Origin of the sequence: Nocardia sp. NPDC050710 (assembly GCF_040654375.1) — a bacterium.
Classification (GTDB): domain Bacteria; phylum Actinomycetota; class Actinomycetes; order Mycobacteriales; family Mycobacteriaceae; genus Nocardia.
Genome location: NZ_JBFAHV010000001.1, coordinates 145,957 through 165,625, shown reverse-complemented (window position 1 = coordinate 165,625; position 19,669 = coordinate 145,957). Strand labels below are relative to the sequence as shown.

The following is a 19,669-nucleotide window of genomic DNA, read 5'->3' as shown; positions in this document are numbered from 1 at the left end:
CCGGCGGTTGTCCACGGTCCGTGGTGTGGCGTCCAACTCACTGCTCGTCGGTGTGGACGGACGTGATGTCTGTTTGGACGCGAGTTCGGTTGCAAGCCGGTTGTTTTGGTTCCAGCAAAGGTGGCCGAGGAGGCCGTGTGGTGGAACAATGATCGATGCCCTGCGGTACAGCCGGGGTCGCGCATCAGTAGCTGCACCAGGGATCGTCGGCGTGATGGGGAGCTGTGAAGGCTCCCCGGCTGTACCCGCGACGGCTGTAAGAGTTCGTCAGGCACGCGAAGTTCGCCCCGGTTGAAGTGCGGGTCAGGAGGAGACCCGCGGAAGTCGATGAGATCGGCGGGCGGTTCGCGGTCCGAGGAGCTCCGTGCGTCATCTGTTGCCGAAGGAGTCGACCTTGTCCAGCCGTGCGTTCGTCCCGACCGTATTCCCGAGACGTGTCCGGACCTCGGAGTGCCTGTGCACCATCCGCGGCGAGCAGCCGGGCCTCGACCTACGCATGCCGTGGTGGGTGGACGACGATGTCGCCGCGCTCGGGTGAGCGCCACCGCACCGGGGCCTGCTACCCCGCATCCGGCAGCTGAGCTGGGCATGATCCTCGATCTCGACACCGCGCCCATCGATGAGTTGGACGGTGAATTCCGCACCCTGATGAAGCGGGCGTATCAGGCATCCGGGCTCACATCGCGCCAGATCGAGGCGGCCAGCAATAAGGGGTTGTCGAAATCGACGGCGCACAACTACGCCGGACTCGGACGGCGTCAGGGACTTCCGGGCTCCCGGAGGCTGTGCGAGGCGTACTTCACCGCGTGCGGATTCGCGCCCGAACATGTCCAGTTGATCGTGGACCGGTGGCATGGCATCAAGCAGCGCCAGAAGCGCGAAGCGGTACGACGCAAAGACAACTCGCCGCCGCCCGAGCCGGAGCCCGATCCAGCACCGGTTGCGGGGTCCGGGGCCGCTCCGGCGCCGGATGCCGCTCCGGCTCCGGAATCACCCCGACCGGTCGCCGAATCGTCACCCGCACCGGCGCGGGATTCGGCGCCGTCGGTTCTGGGTCGGCGGTTACGTTGGCGGTGCGGGCTGGCTACCACGATGGTGTCGGCGGTGATGATCGCACTGATGCTGGGGCTGCTGGTCGCGCCCGAGAGCGCGCAGGCCCTCGGGTCCGCGCTGGCGGACGTGCCGGTTGTCGCCTACGCGATCAGCGGGATCGCGCTGATCGGCGCCGGGGTCCCGGTCCTGCGGCGAGTGGCGGCCCGGCCGTGTCCACATCGGACACGTAAGCGGTTGCGCGCGTGGCCGATTCTGTCGGCGATGCCGGTGGTGTGGGTGGTCGCCTCGGTGGTGAGCACGTCGAGTGGGATGCCGATCGCTCTGGGTTCGGTCATCGCGATCGCGCTGCTGCTCTTCACCGTGTTATGGTTCGCGACCGTCGATCTGAGCGCATTCGGGCAGCTGGTCACCCGCTATCGCGGCTTGGTCGTGGTGTGCCTGCTGCTGTGTGTGGGCATCGGGGTGCTGGCCGGAGCCGTACTGGTGGTCACCGAAATCGCCCACCACGAGATTCCCGCACCCGGCGCGGCCTGTGTCGGGATGCTGGTATTCGCCACCGTGCTGCATCTGTTGTGCGTCGCCGGGGAGTCGTTGCTCGATCCGCCTCCGTTCACACAGGACGCGGTGGACGCGTCGCAGTCGAGGGCGGATGCGTCGCTTTCGTCGGTGGCTGCTGTGTCGTCGGCGGGGCGTGGGTCGGGTTCGTCGGTGGCTGCCGTGCTGTCGGCGGGGGGTGCGCCGCATTCGTCGGTGGACGCATTGCAGTCGAGGGCGGATGCGTCGCTGTCGTCGGTGGCTGCCGTGCTGTTGGAGAGGCGTAGGTCGCAGTCGTCGGTGGACACGGTGTCGTCGGAGGGACGTATGCCGGTCATTGCGCTGCCATCGAAGGGGACGGCGTGGTGGGCGCCGACGCCGGACGTGTCGTGGATGGGCGAAGGCCTGCGGCCGGTGGTGGGGCCGAGTACGCGTCCGCGGCATCGCAAGCGGAGCAGGCTGTCGTGGCGGGCGCGGGCCATCGCCGTAATGTTCGGCGCGCTGATTCGTATGCGCTGGTGGAAACGGGGCGCCGCGGCCGAATACGGGCAGCTGCGGATAGCGGCGGCGCAGGCGGTCACGCTCCTCGAACTGCCGGAGATCGAACTCTGCCCGCCGAGACCGGACGCCGCGACCACCGGGAAGTCGTTGACGACCGACGTGCTCAGCACGGTGTCGTCGCCCTTGGTCCCACTCGGTGCTCCGGGACGGATCGCGCTCGTGTGGGCCGAAGCATGGCTCGGCCGCCCTTACGGCGTGCGGCCGCCGCGCAGTTTCGTCGGGGGCCTGCTGGTGCGCGAGGCGTACCGCGAGGCCGAGATCGAGCTGCCGCCAACCGGTTTCGAACAGGCTCACCTCGGTGCACCGGTGGCCTTCGACGATTTGGAGCTCGGCGATATCGTCGTGCTGTACGGGGGTGGCGACAGCGGTCTCTACGCGGGTTCGGGCCGGATCGTGACGGTCGGCTTGGCCGAAGGCGTGTACTACAAGGCGATCTCGCCCGCGATGGTCTACACCGCGCGCCGTATCACCTCGGCATCCGCCACGGCACGTGGTCCGTGGGCCCCGACGCCGCGGCCGCTCGGCGTCGCACGGCTGAACCCTCGCTCTCACGAGACTTCGGCGTCGAAGCGGGTTTCTCGTCCGCGTTCGGCGTCGAAATCGAAGGCGCGCACATGGTTTCCGGCCGGGCTGTGCCGTCGGCATGCGGCTGGGCGACGGAGCGTTTTCCGCGGGGGATGGTCGATATTTCGGATACCGAGGGCCGGTAGCGCGAACGCGCGGCGGCGTACCGGGGACCGATCCGCGGCGCCCCCCTCGGCGGATGCGGACCGGTCCCGGGTCGGTCGTGACGACGGGGAGCGACAGGTCGACCTCCGGGAATTCATGTCCAGATACCCACCGCTGCGGGGCAATACATCGGATCGCGGTATGAGCCGGGACGTCGATGCCTCGGCGTTGATCGTCCCGATGCCGAGGGTGCTCGACAGTGAGCTTCGGTGGGATCGGCATCGTTCCGATTCTCCGAGTCCGATGCTGCGCTCGGTCATTCCCGGCCGCCGAGGCGCGCTTCCGGAGTGGTCGGTGCGGCGCTACCGGCGGGTGGACTGAGCGGTAGGCGCCTGCCGCGCGCTCGCGGCCCGCGGGCTCGCTCCGAATTCGCACGATATGTCTTTCGCGGACCGGTGCGCGGAAAACCGGTCGTCGAATCGGACTGCGGCCGCACATTTCGATTCCGGTCGGAATATTCGGTGTGCGATCGATATATGTGGATCCTGCGAATTCGACGGGTGGCCGCATGATGTGCGGTTATTACAGTTGCGGTATTCGATTATCGAACCAGAATGCTGAGAGGTGGACCGCCCGCTTGCCGACGAGGGGTCCACCAATTCACCCCGTTTCTCGGTCACATTCCGTTGGTGAGTCCTGGGGGAGGGCGAACGGCGGCATCGGCCGAACCGCCGCCCGGGGACAGTCAACCACGAACTCCGGTGGACCAACAACCCCGACGCGAACCCGTGTTTCCAGGTCCTGCATTGTCCAATCGGCGCCCACACCTTGCATAACACCTGATAGGCGCATTGTGCGGAGGGCGGTCAGGGACTGTTTCGGAGTTTCCGCCACCGCGGGCTCGGTCCAGAGTCGGACGACGTGGACTCCGATTCCGAGTCGGTTGGACGCCATTCGAATCGCGCGCCGCAACGAGCCGGGAGTTATTCGATGGGCGCAGCGTTCGGAACGAGACCTGCCGGAAGTCGGCTTCGGTTTGCGGCGAATATTGTCTAAGATCGACGCGTCTTCTTCACTCCGGTGCGGAAGGGTGTGTGAGTTGCCGCTCGACATCCGACTGGAAGATGTTCGTGAACAAAGCACGCCATACGGCGTCGGTCGCATTCCGGTAATTGCGTGAGTCCGTATTCGGTCGGGATAGTTCGCCGAATACGGGCCCTCCACCATGATCAGCGCGTCGCGGCGCGCGTCGAATACGAGGAGCCCTACCCCCGATGATGCACCCCCATTCCCCCGTCGATCCCGCCGCGCACAGCGCGCCGCGGCACTCTCGGCGCGGCGACGGGTTCGCCGTTTCCGTCGAATCGGGCGACCGGGATCCGGCCGATTCGCCCGGCCGCGCCGCAAGGGCCAACTGCCAGAAGGCCTCCGGCGGTGTGGTCGTGGCATCGGTACTCGTCCAGGCGGTGGCGCAGGTCCACGTGGTGGACAGTGCCGCGCAGTGGGCGGCGATCGCGGGCGCGGGGATTTACTCACTCGACGTGGGATGGAAAGCGGTCCGCGCGGTCTGGCGGCGCTACGGTCCCGATGTCGTGCTCATCCGGTTCAACAAGTTCGGGCGATGACCGGATGCGCGACATCGCGCCGATTTGCCCTGGAGCACATTCGCGTGGAACGAGGACTGGCTGGCGGCGATCGTGGGACTGGTGCTCATCGCACTGGTCCTGATCGGCGCGATCCCGGATGGGCTGGTGCCGTGATGCCGGAGCAGACGCCGATCGGCGGGGAACCCGAGGTGGACAAGGACAACGAGCCGGACGGCGTTGGCGCGACCCGGACGGCTACCGAAGCGGGCGGCGCGGCCGAGATCGAGGATCAGGCCCCGATCACCTCCGGTGTACGCCATCGCTATCGGTCTCACCGGCTCGGCGATCCTGTCGAAATTGAGTCTGCGGGAACGTCTTTCGGCCGGATTCCGCACCGAATTCTTCATCAAGCCCGGTGTGGTGCTGCTCGGCGCTTCGATCAATCTGAAGATCCTGGTGACCGCGGCCGGGTCGTCCATCCTGCAGGCGCTGCTATTGATCACCGTGGTCTTCGGCTTCACCTGGTGGTTCGGCGGACTGCTCGGACTGGACGACAAGTTGCGTGCCCTGCTTTCCTCGGCCGTATCGATCTGTGGCGTCAGCGCGGCGATCGCGGCCGCGGGCGCGGTGCAGGCCCGCCGCGAACAGATCGCCTACGCGGCCTCGCTGGTGATCATCTTCGCGCTGCCGTCGATCTTCGTTCTGCCCTGGCTGGCCGATGTGCTCGGCCTGTCCGACGCCGTCGCGGGTGCCTGGATCGGCGGCAATATCGACACCACCGCGGCGGTCGCCGCCTCCGGCGCTATCGCGGGGGAGAAGGCGCTGCAGATCGCCACCATCGTGAAGACCACTCAGAACGCGCTGATCGGCATTGTCGCGATCGCGTTGACGGCGTACTTCACGCTGCGGGTCGAGCGGATCGAGGGTGCGGCCCGTCCTTCGGCCCGCCGATTCCGGGAACGGTTCCCGAAGTTCGTGATCGGCTTCGTCGCCGCGTCGGTCATCGGCACGCTGTATCTGCAGTCGGTGGACAAGAAGACCGGCGCCGCGCATATGTGATGGTTCGCGAAGGCCGTTCGGTTCGTCGACCGGCTTGTCCGCGCCGCCGCCGGTGTCAGTCGGCCACCGCTTCGGCGAGGGCATCGTCCGCCGATTCGGTGACACCGTCAGTCGGCCATCCCGGGTAAGGCGGTGGGGTGCCGCCGAATTCGGGGCACAGCGGCTTGTAATCGCAGTAGTTGCACAGCCAACTGGTGTTCGGCTGGAAGTCGCCGGTGCGCCCCGCGTCGACGATTGCCTCCCAGAGTGCGGACAGGGTGCGTTCGAAGCGGAGCAACTCCTCCTCGTCGGGCGCGTAGGTGAGGATTTGTTCGTCGGCCAAGTAGATCAGTCGCAGCTGAGCGGGCAGGATGCCGCGGGTGCGCAGCACGACGAGTGCGTAGAACTTCAGCTGGAACAGTGCCTTCGTCTCGTTCGACAGGCCGGGCGCCCGCCCGGTCTTGTAGTCGACGACCCGCAGCTGGCCGGTCGGCGCGATATCGATGCGGTCTACGAACCCGCGCAGCAGTACGCCATCGCCCAGTTCGACCTCGACCCTGGCCTCACGGGATTCGGGATCGAACCGGGTCGGATCCTCCAGCCGGTAGTAGCTCTCGACCAACGTCCTCACCTCGGCGAGGAACCTGTCGAGTCCGTTGTCGGCGACCAATTCGGCGATCTCGGGCCGGTCCGCGAGCACCCGTTCCCACGCGGGTTCGACGAGCGCGACCGCGCGCTGCGGCAACCGATCGACCGCGGGCAGCCCGTAGAGATCCTCCAACACCGCGTGCACCACCGTGCCGCGCACGGCGTGCCGGGACGGCTGTTCCGGAATCCGATCGATCGCACGCAGCCGGTATTTCAACGGACACTGCTTGAAATCTATTGCCCGCGAGGGCGACAGCGCGGGTCGCCGCCGTGCCGGGGCCGCCGCCTCCCCTGGCGTCTTCTCGGCGTCGGCAGGGGGCGTGGACACGGGCACTGGCATACCTGGCAGGCTATCCGGCGGTACCGACACCCGCGGCGCGAATATCGGGTCCCGGAGGCGACAGCGTGCGTGAACACGCCGGGCTCCGTGCGCGTCGCCGGTGAACACAGGTACCCGATGCGAACGACAGCACTTTCATGCCAGCGGAACGGAGATTCATGACGGCCAGACGGACCGGGCCATTCACCATCGGTGACCGGGTGCAGCTGACCGATGCCAAGGGGCGCCTGTACACGGTGGTCTTGGAGCCGGGTAAGGAGTTCCACACCCATCGCGGCGGTATCAAGCACGACAGCTTGATCGGAGCCGATGAGGGCAGCGTGGTGAACTCCACGAACGGCACGCCGTACCTGGCGCTGCGCCCACTGCTGATCGACTATGTGCTGTCGATGCCGCGCGGTGCCGCGGTGATTTACCCGAAGGATGCCGCCCAGATCGTCCACGAAGGCGATATGTTCCCCGGCGCGCGGGTGCTGGAGGCGGGTGCGGGCTCCGGCGCGCTGACTTGTTCGCTGCTGCGCGCGGTCGGCCCCGGGGGCGAGGTGATCTCCTACGAGATTCGTGACGATCATGCCGAACATGCCGTCCGCAATGTGGAGACCTTCTTTGGCGAACGTCCAGCTAACTGGTCGCTGACGGTCGGCGACGTGGCGAACTACGAGGGTGAGCCGGTTGATCGGGCCGTGCTGGACATGCTCGCTCCCTGGGACGCGCTGCCCGCGGTATCGAAGGCGCTGGTGCCCGGCGGCGTGCTGATCGTCTATGTGGCGACGGTGACCCAGCTGTCGAAGGTGGTCGAGGCGCTGCGCGAGCAGGAGTGCTGGACCGAACCCCGTTCGTGGGAGTCGATGGTGCGCGGCTGGCATGTGGTCGGTCTCGCGGTGCGCCCCGAGCACCGGATGCAGGGCCACACGGCCTTCCTGGTGAGCGCCCGCAAGCTGGCCGAGGGCACTGTTACCCCGAAGCCGCAGCGGCGTCCCTCGAAGGGCTGAGCGGCCTGCTCCGGCGGCGGCCACCCGGATCCCGGGCGGCCGCTCGCCGCGGCATTACGGCGTGCAGGGCGCCTGGGCGAAGCCCAGCATGGTGCAGGCGCTGGCGTCGGAGAGCTTCCACTTGCCGTCGACGTGCTGCCAGGTCAGCGGCATGGCCGGGGCGGCCCCGTGCGGTGAGGTGATGACGACCTGGGCGGTCGCGGTATTGCCGTCGACCTTCACGTCGCTGACGGCGAAGGTCAGCGTGCCGTAGCCGGCCAAGGCCTTGGTCATGGTGTCGATATTGGCCGCACGCTTGTCGCCGTCCACGACCACCGCGACCTTCTCCGGGGTCGGCTTGGCCGGATCGGCCAGCACCACCAGCGTGGCCTGCAGTTCTTCGGCGGATGGGGTGGCGCCCGCGGCGCCGTCGCCGTGACTCGCCGCGCTGGTGGTTACGGCGGCGCTCGTGGTGGTACTTGCCTTGGCATCGGACTTATCGTCCGAGCCGCAGCCGGTGAGCCCGACGGTAACGGCGATGGCCGCCGCGGCGGTGGCCACCGAAACGCGCAGAGTTCTGGCGGGAAGGAGCATTGCTAGCAACCTTTCGGCTCGATCGGCGAGGGGCCTCGCCTGGTTCGGGTTAGGGCAGGCTAACATGGTTATCCGGCCGCCGATCGCAGCGCAGATGTGATCACGACGAAACCATGTCGGAAAGCGAGAACCGTTCACGCCCGGTAGCGTTGATAGACCGGGACTGGGAGGAGCAGCACATGAGCCCCATCGAGAATTCGGATTCGGCGGCCTGGAGAGAGCTCGAGGCGGTACGCGCCGAGGCGGCTGCACTCCGAAGGCAACTCGCCGATTCGCCGGATCGCGCACGGGAATTGGAAGCCCGCATCGATTCGCTGACCATTCGCAATACGAAGCTGATGGACACCCTCAAGGAGGCGCGCCAGCAACTGGTGGCGCTGCGCGAGGAGGTCGATCGGCTGGGTCAGCCACCGAGTGGATACGGCATTCTGATCGGTGTGTACGACGATCAGACGGTCGACGTGTTCACTTCGGGTCGCAAGATGCGTTTGACGTGCTCGCCGAATATCGACACCGCGGTGTTGGAGTACGGCCAGACCGTCCGTCTGAACGAGGCGCTCACGGTGGTCGAGGCCGGTATCTACGACGCGGTCGGCGAGATCGGCACGTTGCGCGAGATCCTCGACGACGGCCGTCGCGCGCTGGTCGTCGGCCATGCCGACGAGGAGCGGGTGGTCTGGCTCGCCGGGCCGCTGGCCAAGGTCGCCGAATTCGATGATCTGGACGATCCCGATTCGCCCATTCGCAAACTGCGCCCGGGTGATTCGCTGCTGGTCGATTCCAAGGCGGGCTTCGCCTTCGAGCGCATCCCCAAGGCCGAGGTCGAAGACCTCGTCCTCGAGGAAGTGCCCGACGTCGACTACGAGGACATCGGTGGCCTGTCCCGGCAGATCGAGCAGATCCGCGACGCGGTGGAACTGCCCTTCCTGCACAAGGATCTGTTCCGCGAGTACGCGCTGCGCCCGCCCAAGGGCGTGCTGCTCTACGGTCCGCCCGGTTGCGGTAAGACATTGATCGCCAAGGCGGTGGCCAACTCCCTGGCCAAGAAGATCGCCGAGGCGCGCGGTGAGGATGCCAAGGAAGCGAAGTCGTTCTTCCTGAACATCAAGGGGCCCGAGCTGCTGAACAAGTTCGTCGGCGAGACCGAGCGTCACATTCGGATCATCTTCCAGCGGGCTCGCGAGAAGGCGTCCGAGGGCACTCCGGTGATCGTGTTCTTCGACGAGATGGACTCGATCTTCCGCACCCGCGGTTCGGGTGTCTCCTCTGATGTGGAGACAACCGTTGTGCCGCAGCTGCTTTCGGAGATCGACGGTGTCGAGGGTCTGGAGAACGTCATCGTCATCGGCGCCTCCAACCGCGAGGATATGATCGACCCCGCGATCCTGCGGCCCGGACGTCTCGACGTGAAGATCAAGATCGAGCGGCCGGACGCGGAGTCGGCTCAGGACATCTTCTCGAAGTACCTGACCGAGACGCTGCCGCTGCACGCGGACGATCTGACCGAGTTCGGTGGTGATAAGGGCGCCTGCATCCGCGCGATGATCGAGCGGGTCGTCGACCGGATGTACGCCGAGAGCGAGGACAACCGCTTCCTGGAGGTCACGTACGCAAATGGTGACAAGGAAGTCCTGTACTTCAAGGACTTCAACTCCGGCGCCATGATCCAGAACATCGTGGACCGCTCCAAGAAGTACGCCATCAAGGCGGTGCTCGACACCGGCAATCCGGGTCTGCGCATCCAGCATCTCTACGATTCGATCGTGGACGAGTTCTCCGAGAACGAGGACCTGCCCAACACCACGAATCCCGATGACTGGGCTCGCATCTCGGGTAAGAAGGGTGAGCGGATCGTGTACATCCGCACGCTGGTCACCGGCAAGAACGCCTCGGCCAGCCGCGCCATCGACACCGAGTCGAATACGGGTCAGTACCTGTAAGTGGTGCCTCGAGGGCCGCGTCTTCCATCGAAGGCGCGGCCCTCGTCGTATCCATTCATTGTGATGTATAACACTGGACGGCTGACCGTCACATAACCGCAGATTAGAACCTGTTCCAGTTTCCTTGCGATCCGCTCAGCGGGATTCGGTCATGAAAACGCCGTTCCGCGGGATCTGAATCAGGCAAGCTTCACATTGCTCGACGTGCCGTCCGAGGGTGCGTCGTTTTCTAGATGAGGAGCAACCCATGTCCGGATCTGCATCGGATTTCTTTGCCGACGTGCTGTTCAAGCTCATTCAGCAGCTGCTGGGGTCGGGCAGCGCCCAGTAATCCGTCGCTGACGAGCCGAAGGGCCGCGTTTCCACCGGAAACGCGGCCCTTTGTCATATCCGGGGAGTGTGCTGGCCGCTCGTGCTGAAATCTGACCATGCGGCCAGAAAATAGTCCGGGTGGCCAGCGTAGGTCATTCATCGAAGAGGCGCGTCGCAGGCAGATCATCGCCGCGGCGGTCGAGGTGATCTCGGAGGCCGGGTACGGGAGTGCCTCGCTGGCCCGGATCGCCCAGCATGCGGGCATCTCCAAGGGCGTCATCTCCTACCACTTCGCGGGCAAGGACGAGCTGATGACGCAGCTGGTCATCCAGCTGTACATCTCGGCCGGGGAGTACATCGCGCCGCGGGTCGGGTCGGTGCGGGGGGCGCGCAAGCAACTACACGCCTATATCGACTCGAATCTGGGGTTCATCGCCGCGAATACGAAGTACGTGGCCGCGCTCACCGATGTGGTGCTGAATCTGCGGGATGCGGACGGCAGGCCGCGCTTCGCGTCCGCGGACGGCGAACGGGACATCATCGTGCCGCTGGTCGACATCCTCACCGCCGGACAGGCGGCGGGGGAGTTCACCCCCGAATTCGATCCGGTGGCGATGGCCAAGTCGATTCGCGATGCCATCGACGGCGCTGCGGGGCGCGCCATCCGGGAACCGGACTTCGACATGGTCGCCTACTCGGCGCATGTGTGCAGGTTGTTCGAAGTGACTACGCGGAAGGTGGAACGGGAATGACCGGCGTGCTGAATGCCGAAGTGCGGCAGGTGGATACCCGGGACGAGCCGCCGCTCGCGACCGCGGGAGTCGGGGTGATCGTCGCGCTCGCGGCGGTGGCCTTGTTCGCCTCGATCGGACGGTACGGATTCTTCGGTGACGAACTGTATTTCGTTTCCGCCGGGCGCAGGCTCGCCTTCGGCTATGCCGATCAGGGACCGCTGGTGCCCGCCATCGCGCGGCTGACGGATCTGTTGGCGCGGGATTCGCTGGTGGCCCTGCGGGTACCCGGGGTACTGGCCACGCTGGCGGCGATTGTGCTGAGCGCGTTGATCGCTCGTGAACTGGGCGGGTCGCGCACCGCGCAGGTGCTGACCGCCGCCGCCTACGCGACCTCACCATTCCTGCTGGTGCAGGGAACGCAATGGGCCACCAACACCATCGATACCGCACTATGGGTGCTGATCAGCTGGCTGGTGATCCGGTGGGTGCGCACCCGGCGGGATGTCCTGCTGCTCTGGGCCGCACTGGCCACCGCGCTGGATATGCAGGTGAAGTGGCTGATCCCGTTCTTCTGGATCGCGGTAGTGGCCGGCGTACTGATCTTCGGCCCGCGGGAGTTGTTGCGGCGCCCGGTGTTGTGGTGCGGTGGGGTGGCGGTTGTCGTGTCGACCGTGCCCATGCTGATCTGGCAGGTTACGCACGGCTGGCCGCAGTTGGAGATGGGCGCGACCATCGCGGAGGAGCAGAATCACATCGGCGGCCGGTACACCTGGCTGCCGCTGGCACTGGCGGCGGCGGGACTTGCGGGCGGAGTGCTGCTGATCTCCGGGATCTGGGGGCTGTTCCGGTCGGAGACCTTGCGGCCCTATCGCTTTCTGGGTGTGGCGCCGCTGGTGCTGACGGTCGCCTTCGTGGTGACCAACGGCAGGCCGTACTACGCCGCCGGAATCTACGGCGCGCTCATCGCGGCGGGTGCGGTCTATTGGACCCGGGATACGGTGCGGTGGAGGCGGATCGCCACCATCCCGCTACTCGCAATCTCGGCCCTGGTGGTGGCGTCGAGTCTGCCGTGGCAGCCGGAGTCGTCCCGCGAACCCGTCGAGACGCAGGCCCAGGCGGGGCTGAAGATCTCGCTGTACGGCAAATTCGGGTGGGGCGAACTGCGCGACTCGACCGCCGACGCCTATCGGCGGCTTCCATCCGGCGTACGGGAGCGTGCGGTGATCATCACCGACTCCTATTGGCAGGCAAGCGCTCTCGATGTAGCCGGGAAGCGGTACGGGCTGCCTGCCGTGTACAGCCCCAACCGCGGATTCGGATATTTCGGGACCCCGCCCGATTCCGCGACGACTGCGCTGTGGGTCGGTGGGGAGGAATCCGATCTTCGTTCGTATTTCGGCAGCGTGGTGCCGGTCGAACGGGTCGATGTTCGCCTCGGGTATCCGGGCGTTACGCGGGGAGTCACGATCTGGCAGTGCGATGATCCGCGGGCGGCGTGGTCACGGGCATGGCCCGGGATGCTGCGGTTGAACTGAGCGGGCACGGACGGGCGCTCGGGCTCGAGTCGGGTCGAATCCATCGCCGTATCGAGTACGGCGCGGGGATCGCCTTCCCAGGCGCGGCTGCGGCGGCCGACGCCGAAGCGATAGCCTCGACACTTCGGTGTCGTGTGTTGTCGGGCGTGTGGCTCGGCTGAGAGGAGATCCGCATGGGTTCAACGATTTTCGCGGTGTTTCTGCCGATCGCGCTGGCCCTGGTGATGTTCGGACTCGGATTGACGCTGACCGTCGGCGATTTCGCCAGGGTGCTGCGTTATCCGAGGGCGGCGGTGATCGCACTGGTCTGCCAGATGGTGCTGCTGCCCGCGGTGTGTTTCGGCCTCGTCCTGCTGTTCCGATTGGAAGGTGCGCTCGCGGTCGGCATGTTGCTGCTCGCGGCCTCGCCCGGCGGTCCGTCGGCGAACCTGTTCAGTCACCTGGCTGGCGGCAACGTCGCGTTGAATATCACACTGACAGCGATCAATTCGGTGCTGGCGGTGTTCACCATGCCGGTGGTCGTCGCGCTGGCGTTCAGCCGCTTCCTCGACGATTCGGAATCGATCGGATTACGTCCCGATAAGTTCGCCCAGGTCTTCGCCATCGTGCTGATCCCCGTCGCGATCGGGATGTGGGTGCACGCCCGGTACACCGCGTGGTCCGACCGGATGCGCGGCAATGTCAAGATTCTGTCGATCGTCGTCCTGGCACTGGTGGTCACCGCGGCGGTCGCCAAGAACTTCGACACCCTCACCGAGAATATCGGCAAGCTCGCCTCGATCTGCCTGCTGTTCGCCGTAATCAGTCTGACCGTAGGCTATTTCGCCCCCCGCCTGTTCCGCGTCGACGCCGACCAGGCCATCGCCTCGGCCATGGAAATCGGAATCCACAACGGCGCGATCGCCATTGCCGTCGCGGCCTCGGTGCTGCACAGTGATGCGATGGCGGTGCCGGGAGCGGTATACGGGGTGCTCATGAATATTCCGGCCGCGATCGCCGCCTACCTCCTGGCGCGCTATGTTCGCCAGGATCGGCGTGAACCGGTACCCGTGGCGGGCTAGCCGTTCGCCGTTCGCGCGGGGAGGGGCTCTCGAATCTCCCGGAGGGGATGTGACCGGGCCGCACCGCTCGGTTTGTGGCGAGGCGGGCCGCCGGTTACGGATCGTTCAGGCGCCACAACTGGAAGCGGTTATCCGAGAGTTTCGGTGCGATTCCGGGGTGCGGTCGCGGCCCGATGCGTCCGCGCGCCGCCGGTCCGCCTTCGGTTTGTCCCAACATCCGACGCCATGCGGCGGAGGCGGTCGGACCACCCCAGCCCCGGCCGATCTGGGCGTCGACAATGGTGCACCAGCCATCGGTTCGCACGCGTGTGTAGTAGACGTGGTTGTCGTTGAGGAACACGATGTACTCGCCGGGTCGCGCGTTCATTTCCGCCAAGGACGACACCGTGTTGAGTCGCCCGGTGGCGCGGGTGATGTAATCCATCGCCCGGCCCGCTGTCGCGACGAGCGGATTGGAGCCACGCCCGGATCGGACCGGGCGGGTCGAACCATGGGCCGCCTCGATATCGCCGGGACCCTCCCCGAAACCGCGACGTCCCACATTGTTGACTACGGCGGCGGTAATCGCGACGCACTGCTGTGCGAACGCACCGCGTGGGTTGTATGCGAGATTGCGCGGTTGCCGACGCGGTCCGGCGGCACCCACATGCGGTCCTCGCCCACCGCGGAGCAACGTGCCCGCGCGGGCCATGCCACGACCGATGATTTCGCGGCACACCAGGGCGACGAGCTGTCGTGCCACGGCCTGCGCGGCGATATCGATCTCGTCGGCTGTCGCCCGTGCACGTGATCCGATGATCACGCTCTCCACTGTCTGCGTACCTTCCCGCGCCAGGAAATAGGCCATCGTGAGGGGTCCGCCCGCGACGAGGGCCGCCGCGCGCCCTGCCACCTCATTGACGACGAAGTTGATCGCAGCCTCGGTCGGATCGGCGAGGAATGCCGTGATGTTCGCGCGCACCTGCCATTCGGCGTGCCGAGGAACCAGGTCCGTGATCCTGCGCAGATTGTCGTCGCGGTGCCCGCGAGGGCCGCGACGGATCATCGCGGGTGACACGATCGCCGCGACGCCGTGCCGGTCATCGAGAGCGGCGTTGGCATCGGTCAGCAAGGGGATCTCGTCGGCCAGCACGGACCGGACACCGATATCGCCGGTGGCCACGTGAGTACCGCTATTGGCGAGGTAGAGAAGAAGATTGGTCGATGAGGTCGACGCGCCACCCTGAATCGTGAATGTTCCGAAGAAATAAGTGCCGGGTGCAACCGTGACCGCCGATACCTGGTGATCGAAGTCATCGGAGGCGATGTGACCGGAACGGTCCAGCACATACAGGCCATGGGCGACGTACCAGATATCGCGCGTCAGACTGAGCAGCGAGGTGTCGCGGTCGGCGTGCGCGACCGCGCCGCGCCAACTCCGATCACCGCGATTGGCCCTGTTCAACCGACTCGTCACGGCATCGACGGCGTGACCGACCGTGGTCGTGGACAAGGTATTCAAGCCATCGTGCACCTCTGGACCGCCACCCCGGTCCCCCGAAGTTCGTTCGGCGGGTGTCGGTGCGGCGGGTAGGGCCGCAGTGCCGACTACGGCGCTCGGTGTATCGCGCTGAACCGTGAGCATCGCACTCACCGCGCGATTGCCGGCGTTTCGTTGCAGGGCCAGCACGGGGTGCAACGTGGCAGGGGCACCGGCCCCGATGCGGGTCGGCCGGGACTGCGATGGATGAAGAGGGACCCGTCCACGGTGCGACACCCTCCCATGGTCGACCCGTCGCGCGCCGAGAGCAATGGCTGTCCGGGCAACGTTCGATGATTCTGCCGATCATGTTCTGCCCGAGTCACGGTGTGCGGCCGAAGCGGTGGGGAGAATCGGAGCATGCCGATGACTACGCCGGATCTCATTGCCGCCGAATACTTCACGGGCAGAGCTCAACCCACGATTGCGGTCGACGGTGAATTGGTGCTGCGTCCATGGTCGCCGCACGACGCGCCCGCCGTCTTCGCGGCGTTTCAGGATCCGGCTATTCAGCGGTGGCATGTGCGCACTGCCGCCGATGTCGGGGAGGTTCGCCGGGTGGATCGAAGAGTGGGCGTGGGCGTGGAGCCTTGGCGTGCATGCCAATTGGGCGGTGGTCGAGGCGGGCAGCGGTGAACTCGCCGGGCGCGTAAGCCTGAAGGATATCGCGTTGCCCGCGGGACGGGCCGGGGCGGCGTACTGGACCGTGCCCCGGCTCGCGGCCGGGCTGTCGCACCGCGCGCGATCGCCGCTCTGACCCGGTGGGCGCTGGACGAGATCGGCTTTCACCGTATCGAATTGACCCAGCGACAATGCCGTCCGCCGCCGAGCCATGGGGATGGGTCGAGCCGTGTACTAGCGGCGGTCGATCACGAAGGCGGTGGTGTTGTCCCGGCTGCCGGTGCGCAGGGCCAGGTCGGCCAGGGCGTCGGCGGTATCTCTCGGCGACTTGTCCGCGGCCAGTAGGTCTTTGACGGCGACGATGTCGACGAGCTTGTGGACGCCGTCGGTGCTGAGCAGCATCCGCCCATTACTCGAGCCGGTGTTGGCGCGACCGATCTGCTCCGGGCGCACGGTGCGCACCGTGGTGGTGATGATGTGGTCGGTGCGCGGCTCGGGCTCCAGGCCACGCAGTCGCAGATATTCGGCGAGGGTGTGATCGGTGGTGATCTGGTGCAGTGTCCGGCCGTTCCAGCGGTAGGCGCGGCAATCGCCCACCCAGGCGATGTCACCGGGGCCATTGGCGCATTCGGTCGTCGGCAGTACCGCGATGACAAGTGCGCTGTCGGCCTTGGGTTCCGGGAACTGGCGTAGTAATTCTTGTTGTGCGGCAAGTATTCCCGCAGCAGCGCCGCTGTGCGCACCCACCCGGGCGGCGATGGCCGCCGCGGTGCGCGCCGCCCGGGCCGCGAGCAAATGGTCGCCGACCCCATCGGCCACCACGAATGCGGTGCGTCCCGTCCGGTAGTCGGTGTGGGAGGCCGTCGCATCGGCATTGATCGCGCGCAGCCCGCGCTTACTCACCGAATCACCGGCGACATCGGTGAGTCGAACGAGCTCACGACGGGCGGTGGTTTTCATGGCGATGCTCAAGGGCGTGACCTCCTGGGATCAAACGCTGCCGGCGGTGTCAACCGGCCCACTACTAGTTGACCGTATCAAGCCGTGCGCCGTGCCAGAGTTGGCTGAGGGCTTGCTGAGAACTCGGCTCTTGACGGCTGTTCAAGAGCCTCGGGCAGAGAACCGGCGCCGTGTTCGACGGAGGGCGCCGGAGCACAGCCGGGCGGCGGCAGACGCCGCCGCCCGGCGGTCCGTAGATCAGTTGCGAGCGGTGGTCACCGCGTTGAGGACGACGTCGTTACTCGGCGCGCCGTCTCCGGATCCGTCGCGTACACCCGCCGCGGCGATGCCGGTGAGGATATTCAGTCCGTCGACGACCCGGCCGAACGGCGTGTAGTTCGGCGGCAGTTGGGTGTCCTGGTAGACCAGGAAGAACTGGCTGCCGTTGGTATTGGGACCGGCATTGGCCATGGCCAGGGTGCCCGCGGGATATGTCGCGCCGGGGAGGTTCTCATCGGGGAAGCGGTAGCCGGGGCCGCCGGTCCCGGCCGCGGTCGGATCACCGCACTGCAGGACGTAGATGCCCTGCGTGGTGAGGCGATGGCATCGGGTGTGGTCGAAGTACTGCTCGGCCGCGAGGAAGACGAAGGAGTTCACCGTCCGCGGCGCCCGGGCCGCGTCGAGTGCCACCGTGATGGTGCCGCAGTTGGTGTCGAGCGTGGCTGTGTAACCGGCGGCTTGATCGATCGAGAGGCCGGGTTCGGCCGGCCACTGCTTTCCGTTCGGCTGACCCGCCGCGGGCGTCGCGCAGCTCACCGGACTCTGTCGCACGCTCCACGTCTGCGCGGAAACCCCGCCTGCGGCATATACGGCCAGGGCCGCACCGGCAACCAGTACACCCAGCCCCGGTAGCACCCGTCGCAACACGCCCGCACGACGGCGCTGCCCGCGATACTTCCGGCCGACGGCCTGCACCCGTGCTCCGCTGCTCACAGTGGGGATCTCCTTCGTTGGGTTCGGGCACCGATCGGTGCCCGCCCGCATCCTGCCATCAATCCCGTCCCGTTCGTCGCGGAACCTCCCGGTTCGTACGGAACGGGTTCGCAGGCGGGCTCGGCCCCGGGCTGCCGCTCGTCGCCCCAACGGTCGGGTCGTGATCGGCGCGAGGGCGTCATGCCGATCCTCCGGCAGCGCGCGTCCTCGCCCAGCCGCCGGGTCTGCGGTGCGAATGCCGGGTGGCGGCTCGGTTGGTTTCGGCGCGCTCGGGTTCCGCGTCGGCGAGGAATGTCGCAGGTCAGCGCCGAATGCCGCGAGTGTGGTGCGCTACCGCGTCGGGGTGCGACGTCATCGGAAGGTGGCGCTCAGGTACTTCGACAGGTCGCCCGGCGAGGCCGCGTGACGGGTGTAGCCAAGGTATCCGTCGGGCCGGAGGACATACACGGATCCGCCCGTGGCGCGATACGCGCGGGCGAAGGCGGTATCGCGGTCGCGGATCACCGGCAGAATCGTCGGGTCCACCGCGGCCGCGGGCGATGCCACGAGGTAGACGTCCATCTGTCCGTGCGCCCCGCGGCGCGCGGCCTCGGCGAGGCTTTCCAGCGACGCGACGGTATCGGCGCCGGTGTTGTCGTCGGCGTAGAGGAGCGTCGTGTGATTCGTTCGGCCGAGTATCGAGAACAGGTGGGTCGGAAAGGTGACCGCATCGCGCGTCAATCCGGCCGCATCCGGCGCACGGGTACCGGCCCGTGGGCCCGGCGAGCTCTCAGCGGAGTTCGCGACGATGGGGCTGGCGCCGTAGTCGATCAGCAGCTGGGCCTCGCGCCGGAGAACGAAGTCCGGATCCGACTCCCCGGCGCCGATGCCTTCCCTGGCGCTACGCACGGTTCGTCCGACCACCTCTTCGCCGACCGGCCGCCGTTCGGCGTCATAGCTCGCGGTCAGTCCGGGCGCGGCGTCACCGCTGATCGCCAGCGCGAGTTTCCACGCGAGATTATGCGCGTCCTGGATACCGGTGTTCATCCCTTGCGCACCCGTGGGCGGATGAATATGCGCGGCATCTCCGGCGACGAAGACCCGGCCACGGCAATAGGAGTCGACGATCCGGTGGCTGATCCTGAACACCGACGACCAGCGCAGGTCCGAGGCGTTGACGGGTTCGGGCGCCAAGCGGTCGAGCACCGCCTGGATATGCCGCAGCTCCGGCTTGCGGTCACCCTCGAAACCGTGCTCGACCTTATCCGCGCTGGTTGTTCCCGCGAGCGCGAGTTCCTCGGGAACCAGCATCGACACCCGATATCGGTGGTGCCCCGGTAGCGGTATACAGACCAGCAGGTCGTCGGTCGCGCCATCAGTTCGGTGCATCGATCGGATGCTGTAGCCGCGTGGCAGCGACCAATCGAGGCGGACGTCGCCGAGCATGTACTGTTCGGCGAACGCCGCGCCCTCGTAGGTGAGGCCGAGTGTCTTGCGGACGACGCTGTGTGCCCCGTCGCAGCCCACCAGATACTGCGCGCGGACATTGTGTTCACCGTCGGCGTCGTTGAGCACGGCGGTCACCCCGGCGTCGTCCTGCGCGAAGGTGGTGAGTTTCGTACCGCGCTCGATCCGGGTGCCTGTCGAGGTCAGGCGCTGTCGCAGAATGCGCTCGGTCTCGTACTGGGGGAGCCCGAGGAATCCGTAGGGCACGTCGGCGGGCACCGTCAGTTCCGTCCTGGCCACCTCGGCGCCATTGACGTACACGATCTGACCGCGCATCTGTATCGCGGCGTCGAGCACCTCGCGAAGCACGCCCATACCCTCGAATACTTCCAGCGTCCGAGGTTGGATTCCCACAGCCTTCGCGTACTGCGGCGGCTCCGCCAGCGCGTCGACGATCCGGCACCGCACACCGCGTCGAGCCAGCTCGACCGCCGCGGTCAGTCCGACCGGACCGGCGCCCGCGATGAGTACGTCTGTGTCGACCATGCGATACCGCCTCGGCGAGAGTGTTCACACAGTGATTCGGCGAGCCTACC

General features: G+C 66.8%; 15 protein-coding genes and 1 pseudogene. 10 read left to right on the top strand and 6 right to left on the bottom strand.

What is annotated here, in order from left to right:
• Positions 1-394: 394 nt before the first annotated feature.
• From AB0H61_RS00785 to AB0H61_RS00770, 4 genes and pseudogenes are all read left to right on the top strand, one after another.
• Positions 395-538 (top strand): hypothetical protein, encoded by a 144-nt coding sequence (locus AB0H61_RS00785; protein WP_357297563.1) that lies wholly within the window; start codon positions 395-397, stop codon positions 536-538.
• Complete coding sequence (locus AB0H61_RS00780; RefSeq protein WP_357297560.1) at positions 535-3,198, top strand: hypothetical protein; 2,664 nt, start codon at positions 535-537, stop codon at positions 3,196-3,198. The genes AB0H61_RS00785 and AB0H61_RS00780 overlap by 4 nt, the downstream gene beginning before the upstream one ends.
• 893 nt (positions 3,199-4,091) lie before the next feature.
• Positions 4,092-4,442, top strand: a complete 351-nt coding sequence (locus AB0H61_RS00775) for a hypothetical protein (RefSeq protein WP_357297557.1) — start codon at positions 4,092-4,094, stop codon at positions 4,440-4,442.
• Positions 4,443-4,640: 198 nt separating this feature from the next.
• Positions 4,641-5,426: pseudogene (locus AB0H61_RS00770) on the top strand (putative sulfate exporter family transporter); the annotation flags it as partial.
• 91 nt (positions 5,427-5,517) lie between these two features.
• Here AB0H61_RS00770 and AB0H61_RS00765 read toward each other — a convergent pair.
• On the bottom strand, positions 5,518-6,429 hold the full coding sequence (locus AB0H61_RS00765; RefSeq protein WP_357297555.1) for a RecB family exonuclease: 912 nt from the start codon (positions 6,427-6,429) through the stop codon (positions 5,518-5,520).
• A gap of 158 nt (positions 6,430-6,587) precedes the next feature.
• On the opposite strand from AB0H61_RS00765, the gene AB0H61_RS00760 reads away from it, so the two are divergent.
• The gene (locus tag AB0H61_RS00760) at positions 6,588-7,421 is read left to right on the top strand and encodes a tRNA (adenine-N1)-methyltransferase (RefSeq protein WP_357297552.1); all 834 of its coding nucleotides are present in this window, start codon (positions 6,588-6,590) and stop codon (positions 7,419-7,421) included.
• A gap of 54 nt (positions 7,422-7,475) precedes the next feature.
• Here the strand turns inward: AB0H61_RS00760 and AB0H61_RS00755 are convergent, their stop codons facing one another.
• Positions 7,476-7,994, bottom strand: a complete 519-nt coding sequence (locus AB0H61_RS00755) for a hypothetical protein (RefSeq protein WP_357297550.1) — start codon at positions 7,992-7,994, stop codon at positions 7,476-7,478.
• A gap of 179 nt (positions 7,995-8,173) precedes the next feature.
• Here AB0H61_RS00755 and arc point away from each other — a divergent pair, with 179 nt between their 5' ends.
• The 4 genes from arc (at position 8,174) to AB0H61_RS00735 (ending at position 13,576) form a co-directional block, all read left to right on the top strand.
• Positions 8,174-9,934: a proteasome ATPase gene (gene arc / locus AB0H61_RS00750; RefSeq protein ID WP_357297547.1), complete on the top strand. Its 1,761-nt coding sequence runs from the start codon at positions 8,174-8,176 to the stop codon at positions 9,932-9,934.
• 428 nt (positions 9,935-10,362) lie between these two features.
• On the top strand, positions 10,363-10,998 hold the full coding sequence (locus AB0H61_RS00745; RefSeq protein ID WP_357297545.1) for a TetR/AcrR family transcriptional regulator: 636 nt from the start codon (positions 10,363-10,365) through the stop codon (positions 10,996-10,998).
• Positions 10,995-12,515: a glycosyltransferase family 39 protein gene (locus AB0H61_RS00740; protein ID WP_357297543.1), complete on the top strand. Its 1,521-nt coding sequence runs from the start codon at positions 10,995-10,997 to the stop codon at positions 12,513-12,515. Before AB0H61_RS00745 ends, AB0H61_RS00740 begins: the two co-directional genes overlap by 4 nt.
• 173 nt (positions 12,516-12,688) lie before the next feature.
• Positions 12,689-13,576, top strand: a complete 888-nt coding sequence (locus tag AB0H61_RS00735; RefSeq protein ID WP_357297541.1) for a bile acid:sodium symporter family protein — start codon at positions 12,689-12,691, stop codon at positions 13,574-13,576.
• A gap of 94 nt (positions 13,577-13,670) precedes the next feature.
• Here AB0H61_RS00735 and AB0H61_RS00730 read toward each other — a convergent pair whose 3' ends face one another.
• Positions 13,671-15,077, bottom strand: a complete 1,407-nt coding sequence (locus tag AB0H61_RS00730) for a hypothetical protein (protein WP_357297540.1) — start codon at positions 15,075-15,077, stop codon at positions 13,671-13,673.
• Between the two features lie 613 nt (positions 15,078-15,690).
• On the opposite strand from AB0H61_RS00730, the gene AB0H61_RS00725 reads away from it, so the two are divergent.
• A complete protein-coding gene (locus AB0H61_RS00725) occupies positions 15,691-15,852 on the top strand; it encodes a hypothetical protein (RefSeq protein ID WP_357297538.1) in 162 nt (53 codons plus the stop codon).
• Between the two features lie 98 nt (positions 15,853-15,950).
• On the opposite strand, the gene AB0H61_RS00720 is transcribed toward AB0H61_RS00725, so the two are convergent.
• The 3 genes from AB0H61_RS00720 to AB0H61_RS00710 form a co-directional block, all read right to left on the bottom strand.
• On the bottom strand, positions 15,951-16,688 hold the full coding sequence (locus AB0H61_RS00720; protein ID WP_357297536.1) for a serine/threonine protein phosphatase: 738 nt from the start codon (positions 16,686-16,688) through the stop codon (positions 15,951-15,953).
• A 225-nt stretch (positions 16,689-16,913) separates the two neighbouring features.
• Positions 16,914-17,648 carry a peptidylprolyl isomerase gene (locus AB0H61_RS00715; RefSeq protein WP_357297533.1) on the bottom strand — a complete coding sequence of 245 codons (735 nt, stop codon included), beginning with the start codon at positions 17,646-17,648 and terminating at the stop codon, positions 16,914-16,916.
• Positions 17,649-17,999: 351 nt separating this feature from the next.
• Positions 18,000-19,619, bottom strand: a complete 1,620-nt coding sequence (locus AB0H61_RS00710) for an FAD-dependent monooxygenase (protein ID WP_357297530.1) — start codon at positions 19,617-19,619, stop codon at positions 18,000-18,002.
• Positions 19,620-19,669 lie beyond the last annotated feature (50 nt).

Coding starts and splice junctions, on each gene's coding strand:
- AB0H61_RS00775 (WP_357297557.1), top strand. CDS start 4,092: ATGATGCACCCCCATTCCCCCGTCGATCCCGCCGCGCACAGCGCGCCG.
- AB0H61_RS00755 (WP_357297550.1), bottom strand. CDS start 7,994: ATGCTCCTTCCCGCCAGAACTCTGCGCGTTTCGGTGGCCACCGCCGCG.
- AB0H61_RS00710 (WP_357297530.1), bottom strand. CDS start 19,619: ATGGTCGACACAGACGTACTCATCGCGGGCGCCGGTCCGGTCGGACTG.
- AB0H61_RS00735 (WP_357297541.1), top strand. CDS start 12,689: ATGGGTTCAACGATTTTCGCGGTGTTTCTGCCGATCGCGCTGGCCCTG.
- AB0H61_RS00745 (WP_357297545.1), top strand. CDS start 10,363: ATGCGGCCAGAAAATAGTCCGGGTGGCCAGCGTAGGTCATTCATCGAA.
- AB0H61_RS00765 (WP_357297555.1), bottom strand. CDS start 6,429: ATGCCAGTGCCCGTGTCCACGCCCCCTGCCGACGCCGAGAAGACGCCA.
- arc (WP_357297547.1), top strand. CDS start 8,174: ATGAGCCCCATCGAGAATTCGGATTCGGCGGCCTGGAGAGAGCTCGAG.
- AB0H61_RS00740 (WP_357297543.1), top strand. CDS start 10,995: ATGACCGGCGTGCTGAATGCCGAAGTGCGGCAGGTGGATACCCGGGAC.
- AB0H61_RS00760 (WP_357297552.1), top strand. CDS start 6,588: ATGACGGCCAGACGGACCGGGCCATTCACCATCGGTGACCGGGTGCAG.